General features: G+C 72.7%; 1 protein-coding gene. It reads left to right on the forward strand.

Annotated elements, in window-relative coordinates; translation table 11 throughout:
* Nucleotides 1-8 precede the first annotated feature (8 nt).
* The gene (locus QSK30_RS12670) at nt 9-18,578 is read left to right on the forward strand and encodes a toxin glutamine deamidase domain-containing protein (protein ID WP_285502496.1); all 18,570 of its coding nucleotides are present in this window, start codon (nt 9-11) and stop codon (nt 18,576-18,578) included.
* Nucleotides 18,579-18,673: the final 95 nt, after the last annotated feature.

An 18,673-nucleotide genomic window follows, 5' to 3' on the forward strand; every position in this document is an offset into this window, starting at 1 on the left:
TGGCCCTGATGGTCCCTGACGAAGTCCGCAAGCTGTTCCAGGTCCTCACCGGTGAGGAGTGGCCGGACGCCAACGAGGACAAGTTGCGCGCCCTGGCCGACGCCTGGGAGACCGCCGCCAACCGCCTCAGCAACGAGTTGGCCCCGCAGCTGCGCGATTCCGTCAGGATCATCAGGGCCTCCTTCCTCGGCGCCGCCGAGCAGGCCTTCGCCAACCGGATGGCCCCCTACGTCGAGGGGACCGACAACTACATCTCCATCGCCGACGAGCAGTTCCGCGCGCTGGCCAAGTTCCTGCGCGACCTGGCGCTGGAGGTAGAGTACGTCAAGATCGTCTCGATCCTGACGCTGATCTCGCTGATCATCGAGATCGCCTGGGCCATCGCCAACGCGTTCTGGACCGGCGGCGGCAGCATGGCCTGGCTGGCCGCCCGGATGGCCATCGTGCGCTGGCTGCTCAAGACCCTGCTCGGCCGCCTGCTGATCAAGGTGATCCAGGCGCAGGTCGTCGGCATCGCCTTCCAGCTGGTGATCGACGTGGTGGCGCAGCTGATCCAGTTCGCCAGCGGCTCCCGGCACGAGTGGAACCCCAAGTACACCGCGACCGCGGCGGCGGTCGGCGCGCTCGGCGGCGCGCTGACCCTGCCGCTGGCCGGGTTCGGCAAGGCCCTCGCCCACATCACCACCTCCGGCCTGGACAACTGGCTGGGCAAGGTCGCCAAGAACAAGGTCAACTGGCACAAGTCCATCCCGGAGCACATCACCGAGATCGGCGTCGAGTCCTTCCACGAGGTCTTCACCGAGGCGCTCTACAAGTACCTCACCGAGGGCGAGTGGGAGATGAACCCGTACTCGGCTTCCTCGGGTGCGGTGTCCGGTATCGCGGGCGCCTCCGGCTCGGCCATCGGTTCCGCCCTCGCGGGCAAGGGCGGCCCGGGCGACAGCCAGTCGCACACCAACGGCACCCGCGGCGGGGACAAGCCGAACACCACGCCCCCCAACGTGGTCGACCCCAACGGCAAACCCACCCCCACGCCGACCCGCGGCGGCGTCGACACCAACGGCAACCTGGGCGGCAAGGGCGATCTCGGCGGCAAGGACGTCCCCGGCACGGGCCCGGTCGCCACCGGCCCGGGCACCCCCACCCGCGGCGGCGTGGGCACCCCGACCACGAACGTCCCGGGCAGCGGCCCGGGGGCAGGCACCACCCCCGGCGGTACCCGGGGGAACGGCCAGGGCACCGGCGGGAACAACCCGGTCACCGGCGGCACGAACACCCCGGGCAAGTCCGGTCCGACCGACTCGGTCGGCAGCCTGCCCGGCCGTCAGGACGGCGCGCCCCAGGTCACCCCGCACACGCAGACACCGCCGTCGACCCAGACCGGGGAACAGCACTCCCCGGTCCCGCAGACCGCGACCGGCCAAGCGGGCACCTCCCAGCCGGGTTCTGGCCAGCCGGGACCGGCCCCGTCGAACCCGTCCCAGACCGGTCCCACCCAGCCCGGTGTCAGCCAGAGCGGCCTCGGCCAGAACACGCCGGGGCAGAGCGGGATCGGCCAGAACGGCACCGTCCCGACGAGCTCCACCCAGCCCACCACCGGTCAGCCCGGCGGTACCCAGTCGAACCCGGCCACGGTGGGCGGTAACCAGTCGAGCACCAGCCCGGCGACCACCACCCAGTCCGGCACCAGCTCCTCGACCACGACCCAGTCGAGCACCACGCCGTCGAACTCCACGCCTTCGGGCACCACGCCTTCGGGCACCACACAGTCGAGCACGGCCCAGTCCAACTCGAATCCGTCCGGCACCAGCCAGTCCAGCACTACTCAGTCCGGCACCAGCCAGTCCAGTACGACGTCGACCAGCCAGTCGACCACCAGCAGCGCCCAGTCGAGCACGACCACGACCTCCGGTCAGGCGAACAACACCCCGTCCGGCAGCAGCCAGTCCACCGGCGCCCGCGGTGGCCAGTCCGGCACCCTTCCGCCCAGCACCAGCCAAACCAGCCTCACCCAGTCGAACACCGGTCAGTCCACTCCGGGCCAGGCAGGCGGCCGCCCCACCACCTCGACCACCGCAACCACCTCGACTACGGCAACCAACTCGACTACGGCGTCCACCCAGGTCCCGACCACCTCCAAGCCCGCCCCCGTCAACCCCACCAGCCCGACCACGGCGGCCCCGACCAAGACCACCACCGGCCCCACCCCGGAAACCGCCACCGCCGCGGCCACGTCGTCGGCGAAGTCGGCGGCTCCCAAGACGCCGACGAACAAGCTCTCCAAGGCCAAGAAGTCCAAGCCCGCCACCAAGCCCACCACCACGTCCCAGCTCTCGAAGCCCCCCGCCTCCAAGAGCGCCACCCCCACCACAACGGTCCCGACCACTCCCAAGCCCGCCGTCAAGGCGCCCGCGACCGCCACCGCGCAGGAGGGCTTCACCCCCAACAAGCGCCCCCGCCTCGACAAGCCCGCCCCGACGCCCAAGCGGGGCAACCGGAACCCCCGGCTCGCCGCCGCGGTACCGGGACCGTTCAGCGACTTCACCCAGTGGCTGGGCATGATCAACAACGGTCGGGGCACGGTCAACTGCGTCGACACCGCCGTCTCGTTCCACCACACCTGGCGCGGCGACCCCACCAGCGCCGGGACCGGCCGGGCGACGGTCGGCGACGCGGGCACCAGCACCGGGTTCGCCCCGGACTACGTCGGCGAGGGCAAGGTCGCGCTCGACGAGGTGGTCGAGCGCGTCCAGCGGGGCGGCCACGGGTCGGACGCGATCGTGTTCACCACCCCGCCCGGTGCCAAGGACGGGCACGCCTGGAACATCGTCAACCACCACGGCGTGGTGTCCCACGTGGACGCCCAGTCCGGCACCCACTCCACCACCGCGCCCGCCGCGGGCAAGGTCTGGGCGATCACGCTCGACCCGAGCGGCGCGTTCATCGGCGGCACCACCGTGGCCAACCAGGGCAGCACCGGCAAGCAGGCGGTGGGCGACTCCTTCGGTGCCCGCCCGCCCGCCGACGCGGTGGCCCGCGCCCAGCAGGCCGTCCAGGACGCGAACACCGCGGGCGCCCAGGTGCGCGCCTCGGCGATCGGTACCGACCTGAGCCACCGCTCCGCCGCCGCGCAGGCCGCCGCGGCCGCCGAGGCGCTGCGGATCGCGCAGGCCGCCGCCGCGTCGACCCGGGCGCTGGCCAACCCGCTCGTGCAGACGCTCAACACCGTCCGCGGGCAGATCGCTGGGCTGGCCACCCGGATGGAGGGCGAGCTGCGCGCCGAGAACGAGCTGCAGCAGCGCCGCGACCGCCTCGACACCGCCATCGGCAACCAGCAGGGCGTGGTCGACACCGCCGCCAACGCCGTCACCGCGGCCACCACCCCCGAGGCGATCGCCGCGGCCAACCTCGACGTGCGGGCCGAGCAGGACACACTCGACGAGCTCAACACCGAGCGCGGCCAGGTCGACACCGCGTTGACCACGGCGCGTCAGACGCGCCAGGCCACCCAGGCCCAGATCGGCGGGCTGCGCACCCAGGAGCAGGCCGCGCACGCCGCCGCGCGTGGTCCCTACGCCGCTGCGGTCGCCGCGGCCGATGCCGCGCGCACCGCCGAACGCCACGCCCAGCAGGCCGCGCGGGAGGCACAGCGCACCGGCCCGCAGGTCGCCGCGATCGACAACGCCCAGCGGACCGCCAACACCGCCGCGCAGCAGGCCGCCGCCGCGATCCCCAACCTGGGCGTGCAGGCCGCCCAGGAGCAGACGCTGCACGACACGGCCGTGGCCACCCAGGGCATGGCCGACAACGCCGCGCAGACCGCGCAGGACCTGCAGGGGCAGGCCGACACCCTCGCCGGGCAGATCGAGACCCTCGAACAGGACATCGCCACCGCGAAGGTCGCGGCCAAGGCGAACGCGGCCGCGGTTGCCGCGAACCAGTCCAACCAGACCGGTCAGGCCGAGAGCAGCACGGCCGCCACCCAGCCCGGCAGCACCCCGGACCCGCAGGTCGCCCTCGACGCAGAGGTCACCCGGCTCGAGCAGCAGCTCACCCCGCTCACCACCCAGCAAACCCAGCTGACCGGCCAGATCACCGCCGCCGACGTCAACGCCCAGAGGCTCCAGCAGGCGGCCGACCGGGCCCAGCAGGCCGCCGACGACCAGGCCGACGTGGTCAACAACCTGCTGACCCAGATCGACGGCTTCCGCGACACCGCCCAGAACGCGGCGCAGACCGCCACCGCGGCCGCGCAGACCGCGACCACCGCGGCAGGCGCCGCGAAGAAGTCCGCCGGGGACGCCAAGAAGGGCGCCGCGCAGGGCGAGGTCGAGCGTGGTCTCACCCTCCTCGGTGACGTGCCCTTCGCGAACCGCATCGTGATCGAGCAGCTCGGCCCCACCACCCAGTTGACCGACTCGGTCGCCCAGCTGTTCAACGACAACACCCAGCAGGTCGCCGACCAGGCGGGCCAAGCCGCCGCGCAAGCCGTCCAGGAGCACCTGGGCACGATCATCAACCAGGGTCACGAGATCACCGTCGACACCCCGGCGGGACCGGTGCGGGTCCTGCTCACCGGCCACCCGGTGCGGCCCGGGGACACCCGCACCTCGGCGACGGTCAACGCCGCCCCCAACTCCCACCCGGACGTGGTCAAGACCAAGCGCGACGACGAGCAGGTCCCGGTCACCGTCACCACCTCGTCCAACCTGCCGATCCGCGTCCCGTTCGTGTCGCTGGCGCCGATCGTCGACGCCGTCCCGTTCATCCGCCCGGTCGCCTCCGCGGGCTTCACCGCCAAGCGCTCGCAGGGCATGACCTCCAACAACTCCAGCAGGCCGGGCGTGCGCACCGGCGACCGGCCGTGGGTGAACACCCAGATCCAGATCACCGCCACCCGGATCGGCGTCAACCGGCCCGTCACGTCCACAGTGGACGTCGGGATGCGCGTCCCGGCGGTGGTCCCGGCGACCCCGGCACCCGCGCCACTGCCGGTCAACGGCCGCTCCAACCTGGGCACCGACGCCGTGCGGGTCCCCCCGGCGATGACCGCCGCGGTCACCACCGCGCTCGGCGACCCGGCCCACCGCGGCGCGGTGACCTCGCTGCTGGGTTCGGACCAGGTGCTCCAGATGCCGGACAACGGGCAGGTCACCAAGACCATCGGCGGCAGCCAGGTCGTCGTCGCGCACAACGGCCAGCCGCAGGTAAGCCTGGTCGGCCCGTCGAACAAGGTCGACGAGCAGCGCACCGCGAACACCCCGTCCTCGATCATCACCAAGGGCAGCGACGTCACCGCGGGTCTGGGCATGGCCGCGGGCGAGAACACCCCGACGTTGCAGTGGTTCGTGGGCCTGTTCAGCGATTTCGCCAGCCAGCGCACCGGCGGCTACAGCCGGGGCAACGAGTCCGCCGTCGAGCGCAACTCCAGCCAGCCTGAGCTGGTCTACCAGGTCGACCGCCCGGTCACCGTCACCGTCGCGGGCGGCCAGCCGGTGCACGGCACGGTCACCGGCCTGGTCACCGTGCCGGTGCCGCTGGCCATGGAGCTCGGCCTGCCCATCCCGCAGCACCTGGCGAACACCCCGGCCAACACCATCCCGCGCCAGGTCGGCAACCAGAGCTACCAGATCGGCACCGACGACATCGTCGCTGTGCCGGGCAAGAACGACATCCTCGGCTTCGTCAACCAGGGCTTGAGCCAGGCGGGCCAGGCTGCGGTGAACGAGAAGTTCGACACCGCGCCCAAGACGCTCACCGCGATCTACAACTCCCTACACGGCGGTGAGCAGGTCACCTGGGCCGAGGGCAACCGGCTGCACACCCTGGAGATCTACGCCGCGATCCGCCCGCCCGCGAGCAGCTTCCCGTCCGGGCAGACCAAGACCGCCGTGCAGGACCACGCGACCTCGCAGCGCAGGCGCACCGACCAGGTCAGCCGCAACGCCAAGGTCGGTGTGGGCGGCGAGGTGCGGCCGACCTTCAAGGACAAGCCCAGCGGCAAACCCACCGGCGGCGCCACCACCTCCACCGCGCTGCCCCGCGTGGTCATCTCGGCGAGCTGGGAGCGCAGCAACACCTCCGCCATCGGCACGAACGGCCGCGACGGTCGGGTCACCGCGTACGGCGGCGAGTACCGGGCTTTCGAAGGCGACCTCGAACTGGTCGTGGTGCACCGCGAGGTCGCCATGCCGAACTGGTTCCAGCGGGTCTTCATGGGCGGCAAGATGACCCTCGGTCCGCGCTCGCAGGACCGCTTGGTCGAGCCGAGCAAGACCGACGTCGACAACGCCCGCGCCGGGCAGGCGGTGCCCAACACCCAGCAGCTGCGCACCCAGACGGTCAACGCGGCCGTAACCGTCTCCGCGCCAACGGACAAGTTCGCCTGGTCGGACAAGCAGCCGCCGGCCAGCGCCATGACCCCGGGCATCTACCTCGGCCAGGCGCCCGCGCTGCCCGGCACCAGCGCTGTGGTCGACCCGGCGCTCTTCGGCGAGTTCGCGGGCGTCGAGCACGTGCGCGTCACCCCGAACAGCACCGAGGGGCTGCACATCGCCCTGGCCAAGAGCGTCGAGGCCCTCCCGCAGAACCCGGCGCAGAACCAGAACCCGGCGGCGAACCCGGGCCCGGCGGTCGTCCCGCCGCCCGCGGTGTCCCGGCGCGCGCCGTGGGCGGGCGGGATGTGGCCGTCCTGGGGGCGCCGCGACATCACCGAGTCCAACCGCGGCACCGGTGGCCCGAACCGCCAGTTCCGCTACAAGCTCTCCGACCTGACCAAGCCGGGCACCCCGGCGGGCGACGTGATCCGCCAGTTCGTCTCCCAGGTCGGCAGGCGCGGCTTCAGCGTGCTGGGCCTCAACGGCGAGGTCGGCGGCCCGCACAAGCTGTTCCAGTCCGGGCGCCTCACCGACATGAACGGCGCGCTCAGCGCGACCGCGGAGTACTCCGCCCCGCGCGTGGTGGACGTCCGCAAGGACGGCCAGCTGCAGCGCAGGCAGGACGGCGACCTCGTCGTCAACAACGGCAAGAACCGCCAGTGGGGCATCGAGGGCGAGCTCGCCATGGACGTGCTGCCCAAGCGGATCAGCCCGTTCGGCAACCGGGTCCGGCTCGCCTTCGGCGGCAACAAGCGCTGGGGCCGGGGCAAGACCAGCGAGCTCACCCCCGGCGGCCGCCAGCTCTACAGCTACAAGGGCCCGACGGTGTGGGTGGCGCTGGACGTCCGCTACACCTACACCGGCGACCTGAACATCCGCAACAACATCAAGACCGCGCAGACCGAGACCGTGCCGGTCACCGTGGACGAGCCGGACGGCGTGCTGGTGCAGATGCCCGCCCGCACCGCGGCGGAGCTGTTCACCGCCAGCGGTCTGGCGGTCCCCGCGGAGATCACCGCCGTGCTGCCCGCCGCGCCCGCCGCCCCCGGGAACAACCAGTCGCTGGTCAAGGACGGCACCGGGTACGTCTCCCACGGCACCACGACGGTCTTCAAGTCACGGCTGCACGGCGCCGACCCGCTGGCGGGCGCCCGTGCCCGGCTCGACGAGCTGGGCGTCACCGGCAAGTGGCAGAACGACATCGTCGAACGGGTCAACGAGCTGCTGACCAGCCCGCGCGGGCACCTCTCGCTCAAGGACGTGCTCAGCGACAGCGGCGTCATCTCGGTGCCCAACAACGATCCGCTGTGGTCCGACGTCGTCGACATCCGGGTCACCGCCACCCCGACGCAGAACGCCCCGGCCGGGCGGGGCAGGCCCAACAACCCGATCACCCCGCTGGTGCCCAACGGGCAGACCACCTACTCCTACATCACCACCACCAACGCCACCCAGAGGACCGGGTCGTCGGCGATCTCGGCGGGTCTGCAGAACGACATGGTCCACCGCACCACCGCGCCGACGACCACCAACGCCGACGGCACGACCACCCAGGAGCCCGGCTCGACGCTGGGCATGCTCGGCGCGCTCACCGGCGTGAGCAGGCAGGTCGCCACCTCCGAGACGCTTCCGGGCAGCAAGACGCTCAAGCCCATGCGGTTGCTGACCTTCGACAAGCTCGACCGCTCCACCCACGACGTCACCTACACCCTGGAGATCTCCCGGGTCCGCGAGCCGATGCCGATGCTCGACGTGATCAGCTTCGGCCAGGCCCGCGGCCTCGAGCGCAACGGCGAGGTCGGCACCCCCGTCCCGGTCTACGGCTCGGTCGACCTGGTCTCGCCGACCGCCGCCGCCTCGCCGCCGATGACCACGCCCGCCGTGGCGCCGACCTTCGACGTGGTCGCCCAGAACCCGCTCACCCTCGACCCGGGCCACCCCAACGCGGTTCCCCAGCAGGTGCTCGACCCGGACGCGATGTGGCACGTGGAGTCACTGGGCTCCAGCACCGCCAAGGCGATCCGGGACGCCGGCTACGCGCAGCTGGGCAACTCCCCGCTGCGGGCCGGGCAGAACGTGCCGCGGGCCCAGATGACCACCGCCGCGGCCGACACCTCGACCTACACCGGCAAGGGCACGACGTCCGAGTACGCCCTGCACAGCCTGACCACCGGCACCGCCCTGCACAACGGCGGCTGGTCGATGTTCACCGGGCCGTCCTACTCGGTCAACGGCGTCGTGGGCGCCAAGCACACCCTGCACGACGACACCTTCGACTTCCAGGTCACTGCCCGGTTCGTGCCCGGCACCTTCCGGCAGGTCCTGCCGGGGCCCGACGCGGGCAAGGCCGACCACGGCCGCGAGACCGAGGACGTCGACGTCACCGGCTCCTCCCGGACGGTCACCTGGACCCGCGGCCTGATGGGGGCGGGCCAGGGCGGCGGTACCGCGCTGCACCCGGGGGACAACCACACCCCGGCGCCCGCGAACCTGGCGACCACCCCGGTGGCCGGGCTGGACAACGGCACCGGCGTCCCCGAGGCCAAGTCCAACAACATCTTCGACCTCACCGTCATCGCCCAGGGCGGCCGGTCCTACCTGTTCGACGTCGACGCCGAGTTCTACGTCAACGCCACCCCGAAGCACTCCAACAGCGTCACCGCGTCCACGGCGGTGCCGGACACGGTGAAGGTCAACAGCACCGGCGACGTCCGGGTCCGCGTGTGGGAGGCCGACGCGCTGCGCCACGGGCTGATCACCCTCGCCGACGTGTGGACCCAGGCGGGCAAGAACCCGCCCGGTGGTCTCGCGATCTCGCCGTCGCCCGACGGCGCGGTGCTGCACCCGCAGCACGCCCAGCCCAACCCGGTAGCCGCGGCCAACAACCTCGCGCCCGACCACCGCGGCCGGACCCTGCACATCGAGGCCGGTGTCAGCAGGCAGCACGCGGTCGACTTCATCGCCGGGCTGGGCCGCGACGTCCAGCCGCACACCGTGGTCGTCGCCGACGGCGCGGGCTTCACTGGCCAGGACGTGCTCACCGACGTCGCCGGGCGGTCCGCGGTCCCCGATGTGCCGCGCGTGCCCGCCGTCCCCCGCCCGAGCGCCACCCCCAGCTCCTCGAACACCCGGTCCAACCCGTCCGACCCGTCCAACTCCCCGTCCAGCGCGACCCCGTCCGTCAGCAAGCGCTCGCCGTGGTCGCCCCGTCCGCGAGCGACCGGCTCGACCTCGACGGCCAACGGCAAGGCGCCCAACCGGGTGATCACCGGCAGCGGTCCGCGGCCGTTGCGCCTCGGCAACCCCACCTCGTTCGTCCCCGCGCACAGCTCGACCTCCCAGAACCCGACCACCCAGGGTTCGAGCACCCAGGGCCTGGCGCAGATCGCGGAGGAGTCCAGCCCGGCGAACACCGGCAAGTCCCCCGCCACCACCACCGACAACGGGCCCGGGACCTTCGGTTCCCGCGGCACCAAGCGCTCGCGCGACGACGTCGAGACCGAGTCCACCTCGGTGGACCGCGGCGACCACGACCCCACTCCGAACCCTTCTTCCACAATGGACACCACGGCACTGGAGACCCTGGTGCCCAAGGGGGCCGAGTTCACCGACTTCACCACCTGGGTGGGCCTGATCAACGGCTCCCAGGGGCAGGTCAACTGCGTCGACACCTCGGTGTCCTTCCACGACACCTGGCGCGGCAAGCCGACCGTCGCGGGCCCCAAGCGCGCCGGGGTCGCCGAGGCGGGCGAGCGCACCGGCTACGTGCCCGAGTTCCTCGGCGAGGGCAAGGCCGCCCTCGACGAGGTGGTCAAGCGCGTCCAGCGGGCCGGGCACGGGGCGGACGCGATCGTGTTCACCACCCCGCCCGACGCCAAGGACGGCCACGCCTGGAACGTGGTGAACAACGGCGGCACCGTCTCGCACGTCGACGCCCAGTCCGGCACCTGGTCCGGGGTCGACAAGCCGCCCGCGGCGGGCAAGGTCTGGGCGATCATGCTCGACCCGCAGGGCGAGTTCATCGGCGGCGACACCGTCGACAACCCCGGGTCCACCGGCTCGCAGGCCGTCGGCGACTCCTTCGGCGCGCGCTCGCCCGGCGACGCCGTCGCCCGGGCCACCGCCGCGATCCAGGGTGCCGGGCACCACCGCGACACCGCCCAGCAGGCCGTGACCAAGGCGACCCAGTCCGCCCGCGGCGCCAGCGCCCAGGCCCTGGCCGCCGCCAGTTCCAACCGGTCCGCCCAGGCCGCGGTGGCCCGCACCGCCGCGATCGCCGCCCCGCTGGTGCACGCCCTCAACGTGATCCGCGACCAGATCCAGACGCTGGTCCAGCGGTTCGAGACCGAGGTCGGCAGGGAGAACGACCTGCAGCGCAGGCATAACGCGGGCGCCGCGGCGATCACCGCGCAGGGCCGGGTGGTCACGGGCGTGCAGGGCAGGCACGACAACGCGCCACAGGACCAGCGCGCCGCCCTGGCCGCGGAGCTGGCCACCGAGCGCGAGCGGCTGCGCCTGCTCAACGTCAACCAGGCGCAGCTCACCACCGACCTCGGCGCCGCGCGCGGTGTCCGCCGCGGCACCCAGGCCCAGATCGACCTGCTGCGCCCCCAGGAGGCCCGGGCGCACGAGGCAGCCAGGGGCCCGGCCGCGGCGGCCGCCGCCGTCGCCGCGGGCGCGCCCGCCGCGGCGCACGCCGCTGGCGCGGCCACCACCTCGGCGGGCCAGACCGACCAGCACGCGCAGAACGCCCAGACGCACCGGGACACCGCGGCCACCGAGGCGCAGGCCGCCGCCGCGCTCATGCCCCAGCTCCAGCAGGCCGTCCTCGACGAGGCGCGGCTCGACGGTCTCGCCGTGAACGCCGAGAACCTGGCCACCGCCGCCGAGACCGCCGTCGACGGACTGCGCACCCGGCTGCGCGCCCAGCGCGACCAGATCGGCGTCCTGCGGGACCAGTTGCGCACCGCCCAGCAGGCACAGCGCACGGCGGTCAGGCAGATCCAGGCGGCGCAGGCGGCACAACCGAACCAGGCCGCGCCGGGTCCGATCGCCACCCCCCACGACGCCCAGGTGCTCAACCTGGAGAACCAGATCGACACGGCCAACAACCAGCTCAACCTCGACAGCCAGCCCTTGGGCGGCATGCAGCGCAACGCCACCGGTCTGCGCGCCGCCGCCGACACCGCCCGCGGGCTCGCGGACACCCGCGCCGACCAGGTTCGCGCCCTGCTGGCGCAGATCCGGGGCCACCGCGACGCCGCGGCCACCGCCGCCGGGCACGCCAACGCCGACGCCCAGTCGGCCGAGAACACCGCCCGCAACGCCAAGACCTCCGCCGGGCTGGCCAAGACCGCGGCCGTGGCGGCGGACGTGGAGCGCGGTCTCACCCTGCTCACCGACGTCCCGTTCACCGATCGGGTCGTGATCGACCGGATGGGGCCGACGACCGGCGTCGAGCAGTCGGTGTCGGCCCTGTTCAACGACCAGGCCCTCAACGTCCGCACCACCGCGGGGCAGACAGCCGCCAACGCCGTGCGCGACAACCTGCACGACATCGTCAACCGCGGCCACGAGATCACCGTCGAGACGGCCGCGGGCCCGGTCCAGGTGCTGCTCACCGGCACGCCCAAGCGCCCGGGCGACACCCGCAAGTCCAACGCGGTCTCCGGTGCCAACCCCGACATCATCAAGACCATCCGCGACGACGGCCAGACCCCGAACGCGGTGTCCACCTCCAGCAACCTGCCGGTGCGCGTCCCGCTCGTCTCGCTCGCGCCCGTGGTCGACGCGGTGCCGTTCGTCCGGCCGCTGGCCTCGGTCGGCTTCACCGGCAAGAAGACCCAGGGCATGGTGTCCAACGCCTCCAGCAGGCCCGGGGTGCGCACCGGCGACCGGCAGTGGGTGAACACCGAGATCGAGATCACCGCGACCCGGATCGGCGGCGTCCAGCCCCCCGGGACGTCCACAGTGGACCTCGGGCTGCGGGTGCCGGTCGTCCGGCCGACCGGCGGGCAGGCCCAGAACCTGCCGCAGAACGTCCGCCGCCAGGTCAACGTCGAGGCGACGAAGGTCCCGCTCACCGACACCGCGCAGGTCACCGCGCAACTCGGGGCCGCGCACCACAACGAGGTGACCGACCTGCTCGCCTCCCAGCGGGTGCTGCGGATGCCCGACAACGGCACCGTGGCCGCCACCATCGGCGGCCAGAACGTGGTCGTCGCGCACAACGGCCAGCCCCAGGCGACCTTGGTCGGCCCGTCGAGCAAGGTCGACGAGCAGCGCACGGCGCACACCGCGACCGCCTCGACCGCCAAGGGCGGCGACGCCAACGCCGCGTTCGCGTTCGCCGCCGGCCAGGACACCGCCGCCTACCAGTGGTTCGTCGGCCTGTTCACCGACTTCTCCAGCGGCCGCACCGGCGGCTACAGCCGCGGCGTGGAGACCGCCGTGGAGCGCAACAGCTCGCAGCCCGAGCTGGTCTACCGGGTCGACCGCCCGGTCACCGTCACCGTTGCGGGCGGCGCCCCGGTCAACACCACGGTGACCGGCCTGGTCACCGTCCCGGTCTCGGTGGCCCGCGAGCTGGGGCTGCAGGTGCCCGACCGCTTGTCGCACAACCACTCGACGCCCCGGAACGCGGGCCCCCAGCCATACCAGATCGGCACCGACGACATCGTCGCCGTGCCCGGCGCGGCGAACATCACGGCGTTCTTGAACGCGGGCCTGGACGCCAACGGCCAGACCGCCGTGGACGAGAAGTTCGGTGGCGACACCAAGATCACCTCCCTGTACAACGCGCTGCACGGTGGCGAGCAGGTCACCTGGGTCACCGGCCGAACGCTGCACACCCTCGACGTCCACGCCCGCGTCGTCGCGCCCAACTCCACCTACGGCTCCGGCCAGACCAAGGCGACGGTCCAGGACCACGTCACCTCGGTGCGCAGGCGCACCGACCAGATCACCCGCACCGCGCGGATCGGCGTCGGCGGCGAGTTCCGCCCGGCGTTCAAGGACGCCCCGACCGAGGGCAAGGCGAAGGAGGAGGGCGGCGCGACCACCTCCACCAGCCTGCCGCGCGCGGTGCTCTCGGCCACCTGGGAGCGCAACCGTTCGAGCAACATCGGCACCAACGGCCGCGACGGGCGGATCACGGCCTCGGCGGGGGAGTACCGCGCCTTCGACGGCGACCTGGAGCTGGTCGTCGTGCACCGGGAGGTGACGCTGCCGAACTGGTTCCAGCGCATCTTCCTGGGCGGCAAGATGACCGGCGGCCCGAACTCGGCCACCCGGCTCACCGAGCCCAACCGCACCCTGGTGGACAACGCCCGCAACGGCCAGCCGGTGCCCGCGGCCACCCGCGGCCTGCGCACCCAGACCGTCCCCGCGGCGATCACGGTGTCCGCGCCGCTGGACAAGCTCTCCTGGTCCGACCGCGCACCCCAGCCCAGCGGTCTGGCCCCGGCGATCTACGTCGGCACCGCGCCCAACCTGCCCGCCGCGCACACGATCGTCGACCCGGTGCTCTTCGGCGAGTTCGCCGGTGTCGAGCACGTGCGGGTCACCCCGAACACCACCGAGGGCCTGCAGATCGCGCTGGCCAAGAGCGTCACGGCGCTGCCCGCCCCCAACCCGGCGGCCCACCCCGGTCCCAACCCGGCCCGGTCCACCCGGCGCTCGCCGTGGGCGGGCGGGATGTGGCCGTCCTGGGGCACCCGGCAGGTCACCGAGACGGTGCGGCCCGCCAACGCCGCGCCACACCGCTACCAGTACAAGCTCTCCGAGCTCACCAAGCCGGGCACCAGCCCCGGCGAGGTGATCCGGCAGTTCATCTCCCAGGTCGGCATGCGCGGGTTCAGCGTCTTCGGGCTCAACGGCGAGGTGCACGGTCCGACCAAGCTCCTGCAGCCCGGCCGCGTCACCGACATGAACGGCCTGCTCGTCGGCCAGGCCACCTACTCCTCCCCGCGCGTGGTCGACGTGCGCAAGGAGGGGCAGCTCCAGCGCAGGCAGGACGGCGACCTGGTCGTCAACAACACCAACACCCGCAACCGGGGCATCGAGGGCGAGCTGGCCTTCGACGTGCTGCCGCGCCGGGTCAGCCCGTTCGGCAACCGGGTCCGGATGGTCTTCGGCGGCAACCGCAAGGGCGGCAAGACCAAGGTCAACGACCTCACCCCGGGCGGGCGGCAGCTCTTCAACTACAAGGGCCCGACCGTCTGGCTGACCATGGACGTCCGCTACGCCTACGACAGCGGTCTCACCATCCGCAACAACATCAAGACCACCGCGCTCGACCCGCTGGCGGTCACCGTCGACGAGCCCGACGGCATCCTGGTCCAGCTGCCCGCGCAGGCCGCCGCCGACCTGTTCACCCACAGCAACCTCGACGTCCCGCCGGAGATCACCGCCGTGCTGCCCCCGGCACCGGCGCCCGCACCCGTGCCCGCCCCGCCCGGCAACACCCAGACCCTGCTGCCCGACCCGGCCAACCCCAACGCCTACGTCTCGCACGGCACGACCACGGTGTTCAAGTCCCGCCTGCACAACGCCAACCCGATGCAGGGCGCCCGCGGCAGGCTCAACCAACTCGGTGTCACCGGCAAGTGGCAGAACGACGTGGTGGAGCGGATCGAGGAGCTGCTCACCAGCCCGCGCAGCCACCTCGCGCTCAAGGACGTGCTCACCGACGTCGGGGTCATCTCGATCCCGAACAACGGGCCGTTCTTCTCCGACGTGGTGGACGTCCGGGTCACCGCGGTCCGCACCCCGGCCAACTCGGCCCACCCCGACGCCAACCCGCCCGCGCCGCGCGGCACACCGGTGGTGCCGAACTCGCAGACCACCTACTCCTACATCTCCACCACGAACTCCACCCAGAAGAACACCTCGTACCAGGGGTCGGCGGGCCTGCAGAACGACATGGTCCACCGCACCAACGCGCCCAAGGTCACCGAGCCGGACGGCACCACCAAGAACGGCCCGGGCGGCAAGCTCGGCATGCTGGGCCTGCTCACCGGCATCAGCAGGCAGGTCGCCAAGGTCCGGACGCTGCCCGGCAGCAGGCTGCTCAAGCCGATGCGACTGCTGACCTTCGACAAGCTGGACCGCTCCACCCACCCGGTCACCTACCGCCTCGACATCACCCGGGTGCGCACCCCGATGCCCTCGGCCGACGCACTCACGCTGACCGCCGTCCGGCACTTCAACCGCAACGTCCCCGCCGCCCCGCCGCTCGACGTGCACGGTTCGGTCGACCTCGTCGCGCCCAAGGCGAACGTGGTCGCCCCGCAGACCCGACCCGCCGTCGCGCCAACCTTCGACGTGCTGCCGCGCAACCCGTACGCGCCGGTCAACGGCATCGCGCCCGCCCGGCCCCGGGTGCTCGCCCCGGAGGCCATGTGGCACCTGGAGTCGCTGGGGGAGAGCACAGTCCAGGCCATCCGCGAGGTCTCCTACGCGCAGCTGTCCCAGCAGCCGGTCGCCAACGGCGCCAACGTCAACCGCGCGGCGTTCCAGAACGCGCGCGCCAACCGGTCGCCGTTCACCACCCGCGGCACGACCGCGGAGTACGCGGTGCACTCGATGACCACCGGCACCGCGCTGCACAACGGCGGCTGGTCGATGTTCAGCGGTGACACCTACTCGGCCAAGGAGGTGATCGGTGCCAAGCACACCTTCTTCGACGACCTGTTCGACTTCCGGATCAGCGCGGACTTCGTGCCCGGCACCTTCACCCTGCTGGCCCCGGTGCCCGCGGGCGCCAAGGTCGAGCACGGCCGCGAGACCGAGGACGTCACCCTCACCGGCGAGTCCAAGACGGTCACCTGGACCCGCGGCATCACCGGCGCCGGTCAGGGCGGCGGCACAGCCCTGCACCCCAAGGACGCGCTGACCCCCGGGCCCGCGAACGTCGCCACCGTCCCGACCCTGGGCGCCGACAGCGGCATCGCGGTCCCTGAAGCCAACTCCAACGCCGCCTTCGACCTCACCGTGGTCTCGCAGGGCGGGCGGTCCTACCTGTTCGACGTCAACGCCGACTTCCACGTCGACGTCGCGCCCAAGCACTCCAACCGCAGCCCGGACTGGGTGAAGCGGGCGTGGAAGTGGGTCACCCGCAACACCGGCCAGGCCCCGCACACCGTGACCGTGCACACCAACCAGGACGTCCGGGTCCGGGTCTGGGAGGCCGACGCCCTCCGCTCCGGCCTGATCACCATCGCCGACGTGTGGACCCACTCCCGGCACCCCATCCCCGCCCCGCTGACCGTGACCAGGTCCGCCGACGGCGCGGTGCTCAGCCCGGCGGGCGCGCACGCGCCGGTGCCGCCCGCCACACCCGACGACCGCGGCCGCACCCTGCACGTCGACCCGAACCTCGCCCTGGCCGACGTCGTGGACTTCGTGGCGAACCTGCCCAGGGAGACCCGCCCCACCAGCTACACCGTCCCCCCGGGCGCCGGGTACACCGCCCAGGACATCGCCGACGGCGTCACCGCGCGCTCCGCCGCGCCGCGGATCGCGCCGACCCAGCAGTTGGCACCGATCCTCGAGGACGTCTCGGACATCGAGAACCTGCCCGCCGACCACCCGCAGACCTTCCGCGCCAAGCCAGGCCCGGCCAACCAGCCGAACGTGGTCGGTTCGCCGTGGACGACCACCGATCACGCCCCGCCGCGACCGACCGACCACACCGCCCCGCGGCAGGCGTCGACCGACCGCAGCACCCCGCAGCGGTCGTCGACTGACCGCGGCACCCCGCGGCAGTCGACGACCGACCGCTCCGCCCCCTCCTCGTTGACGCCCGATCACGCCGCTTCGCCTTCGTCGTCGTCTGATGGCACCACCTCGCCGCACTTGTCGACCGACCATGCCGCCCTGCCGTGGTCATCCACCGGCCACGCCGTCCCGTCGTCGTCGACTGATCATGCCGCTGGACGGTCATCTGACTATGTCGCGTCGTCATCGAATGACCACGCGGCCCTGTCGTCACCGGCGACGGATCACGTAGCCCGATCGCTCGAGTCGCCGAGCCTGGCCCCGGTGTCTCCCGCGCCGGCGGCAGCCGGTGGCCCGCGCGGGACCAAGCGGTCCCGGTCGGACTTCGAGGCCGACTCCGGCCCGGTGACCTTCCCGTCGCCGCCCGGCAACCGCACCATCCAGGAAACCCTGGCCCCGGCGTCCACTGTGGACATCGAGGCGCTGACGTCGGTGGTGCCCCCGGGTGCCCGGTTCGTCGACCCGAGCCGCTGGGTCGGCCTGGTCAACGGCAACCGGTTCGCCCCGGGCCGCGACGTCAACTGCGTCGACGCCGCGGTGTCGTTCCACTCCACCTTCCACGGCGAGCCCCGGGTCGCGGGCATCGGCACACTCGGCAGGCCACCACAGGGCGCGGTCTCGCGCGCGGCGGAGTGGTCGTCCTACGCCCCGGAGTTCGTCGGCAGCGGCCCCACCGCACTGGCCGAGGTGATCGACCGCGTCGGCCGGGCCGGCCACGGCGCAGACGCCATGGTCTTCGCCTTCAGCGCCAACGGTGGCACCGGGCACGCGTGGAACGTGGTCAACGTCGGTGGCGTGGTGTCGCTGGTCGACCCGCAGCAGGGCACCATCGTGCCCGCAACGCCCACGTCGATCGCCGGCCTCGGGCGCGTACACGCGATCCCGCTCGACGCGAACAACCAGTTCATCACCGCCAAGCCCACCGCGGGCGTACCCCGCGGCCTGCCGTCGGGCATCGCCGCCGCGCACGCCGCCACGGCCGCCTCCCCAGACCCGGACTGGTCCGCCCACGTCGACGAGGTCGGCCAAGAGCTCGACGACCTGCGCGAGTCGCTGGGGGAGGAGGCCGCACCCACGTCCAAGGCCCAAGCCGAGGCCCTGGCCCTGCACCTGCGCGACGCCGACATCAACCGAATGCGCGCGGCCGCCACCAAGGGCGGCTACATCCCCCTACGCGGCGACGACGGCATCCTCATCCCCGACGGCGACGGCTACCGATTGGTGTCCGACCACCCCGCCGACCCCGGCTTCATCGCCGAGATCGCCGCCTCGATCCTCTTCCGCCAAATCGTCGCCCTGGTAATCGGCCCAGACGCCGAGGACCCCCGCACCCTCCGCTTCCCCCCGCGCGGCCGCCCCCTCCCAGTAGACGACGCCAACGAGCCCGACGACACCAACGAACATGCCCCCGACGCCCGTTAACCCGCCTCAACGGCACACGGGCCCCCGCCAGCCCTCAACCCGCCCAAACGACGCACCGACGACAACGCCAAGTCGCCCGCGCCCAGTCAGCCGCG

Origin of the sequence: Actinokineospora sp. NBRC 105648 (assembly GCF_030269645.1) — a bacterium.
In the GTDB taxonomy this organism is placed as follows: Bacteria; Actinomycetota; Actinomycetes; order Mycobacteriales; family Pseudonocardiaceae; genus Actinokineospora.

Bases quoted from the DNA above. Each gene is read 5' to 3' on its own strand.
- QSK30_RS12670 (WP_285502496.1), top strand. From the start codon at position 9: ATGGTCCCTGACGAAGTCCGCAAGCTGTTCCAGGTCCTCACCGGTGAG.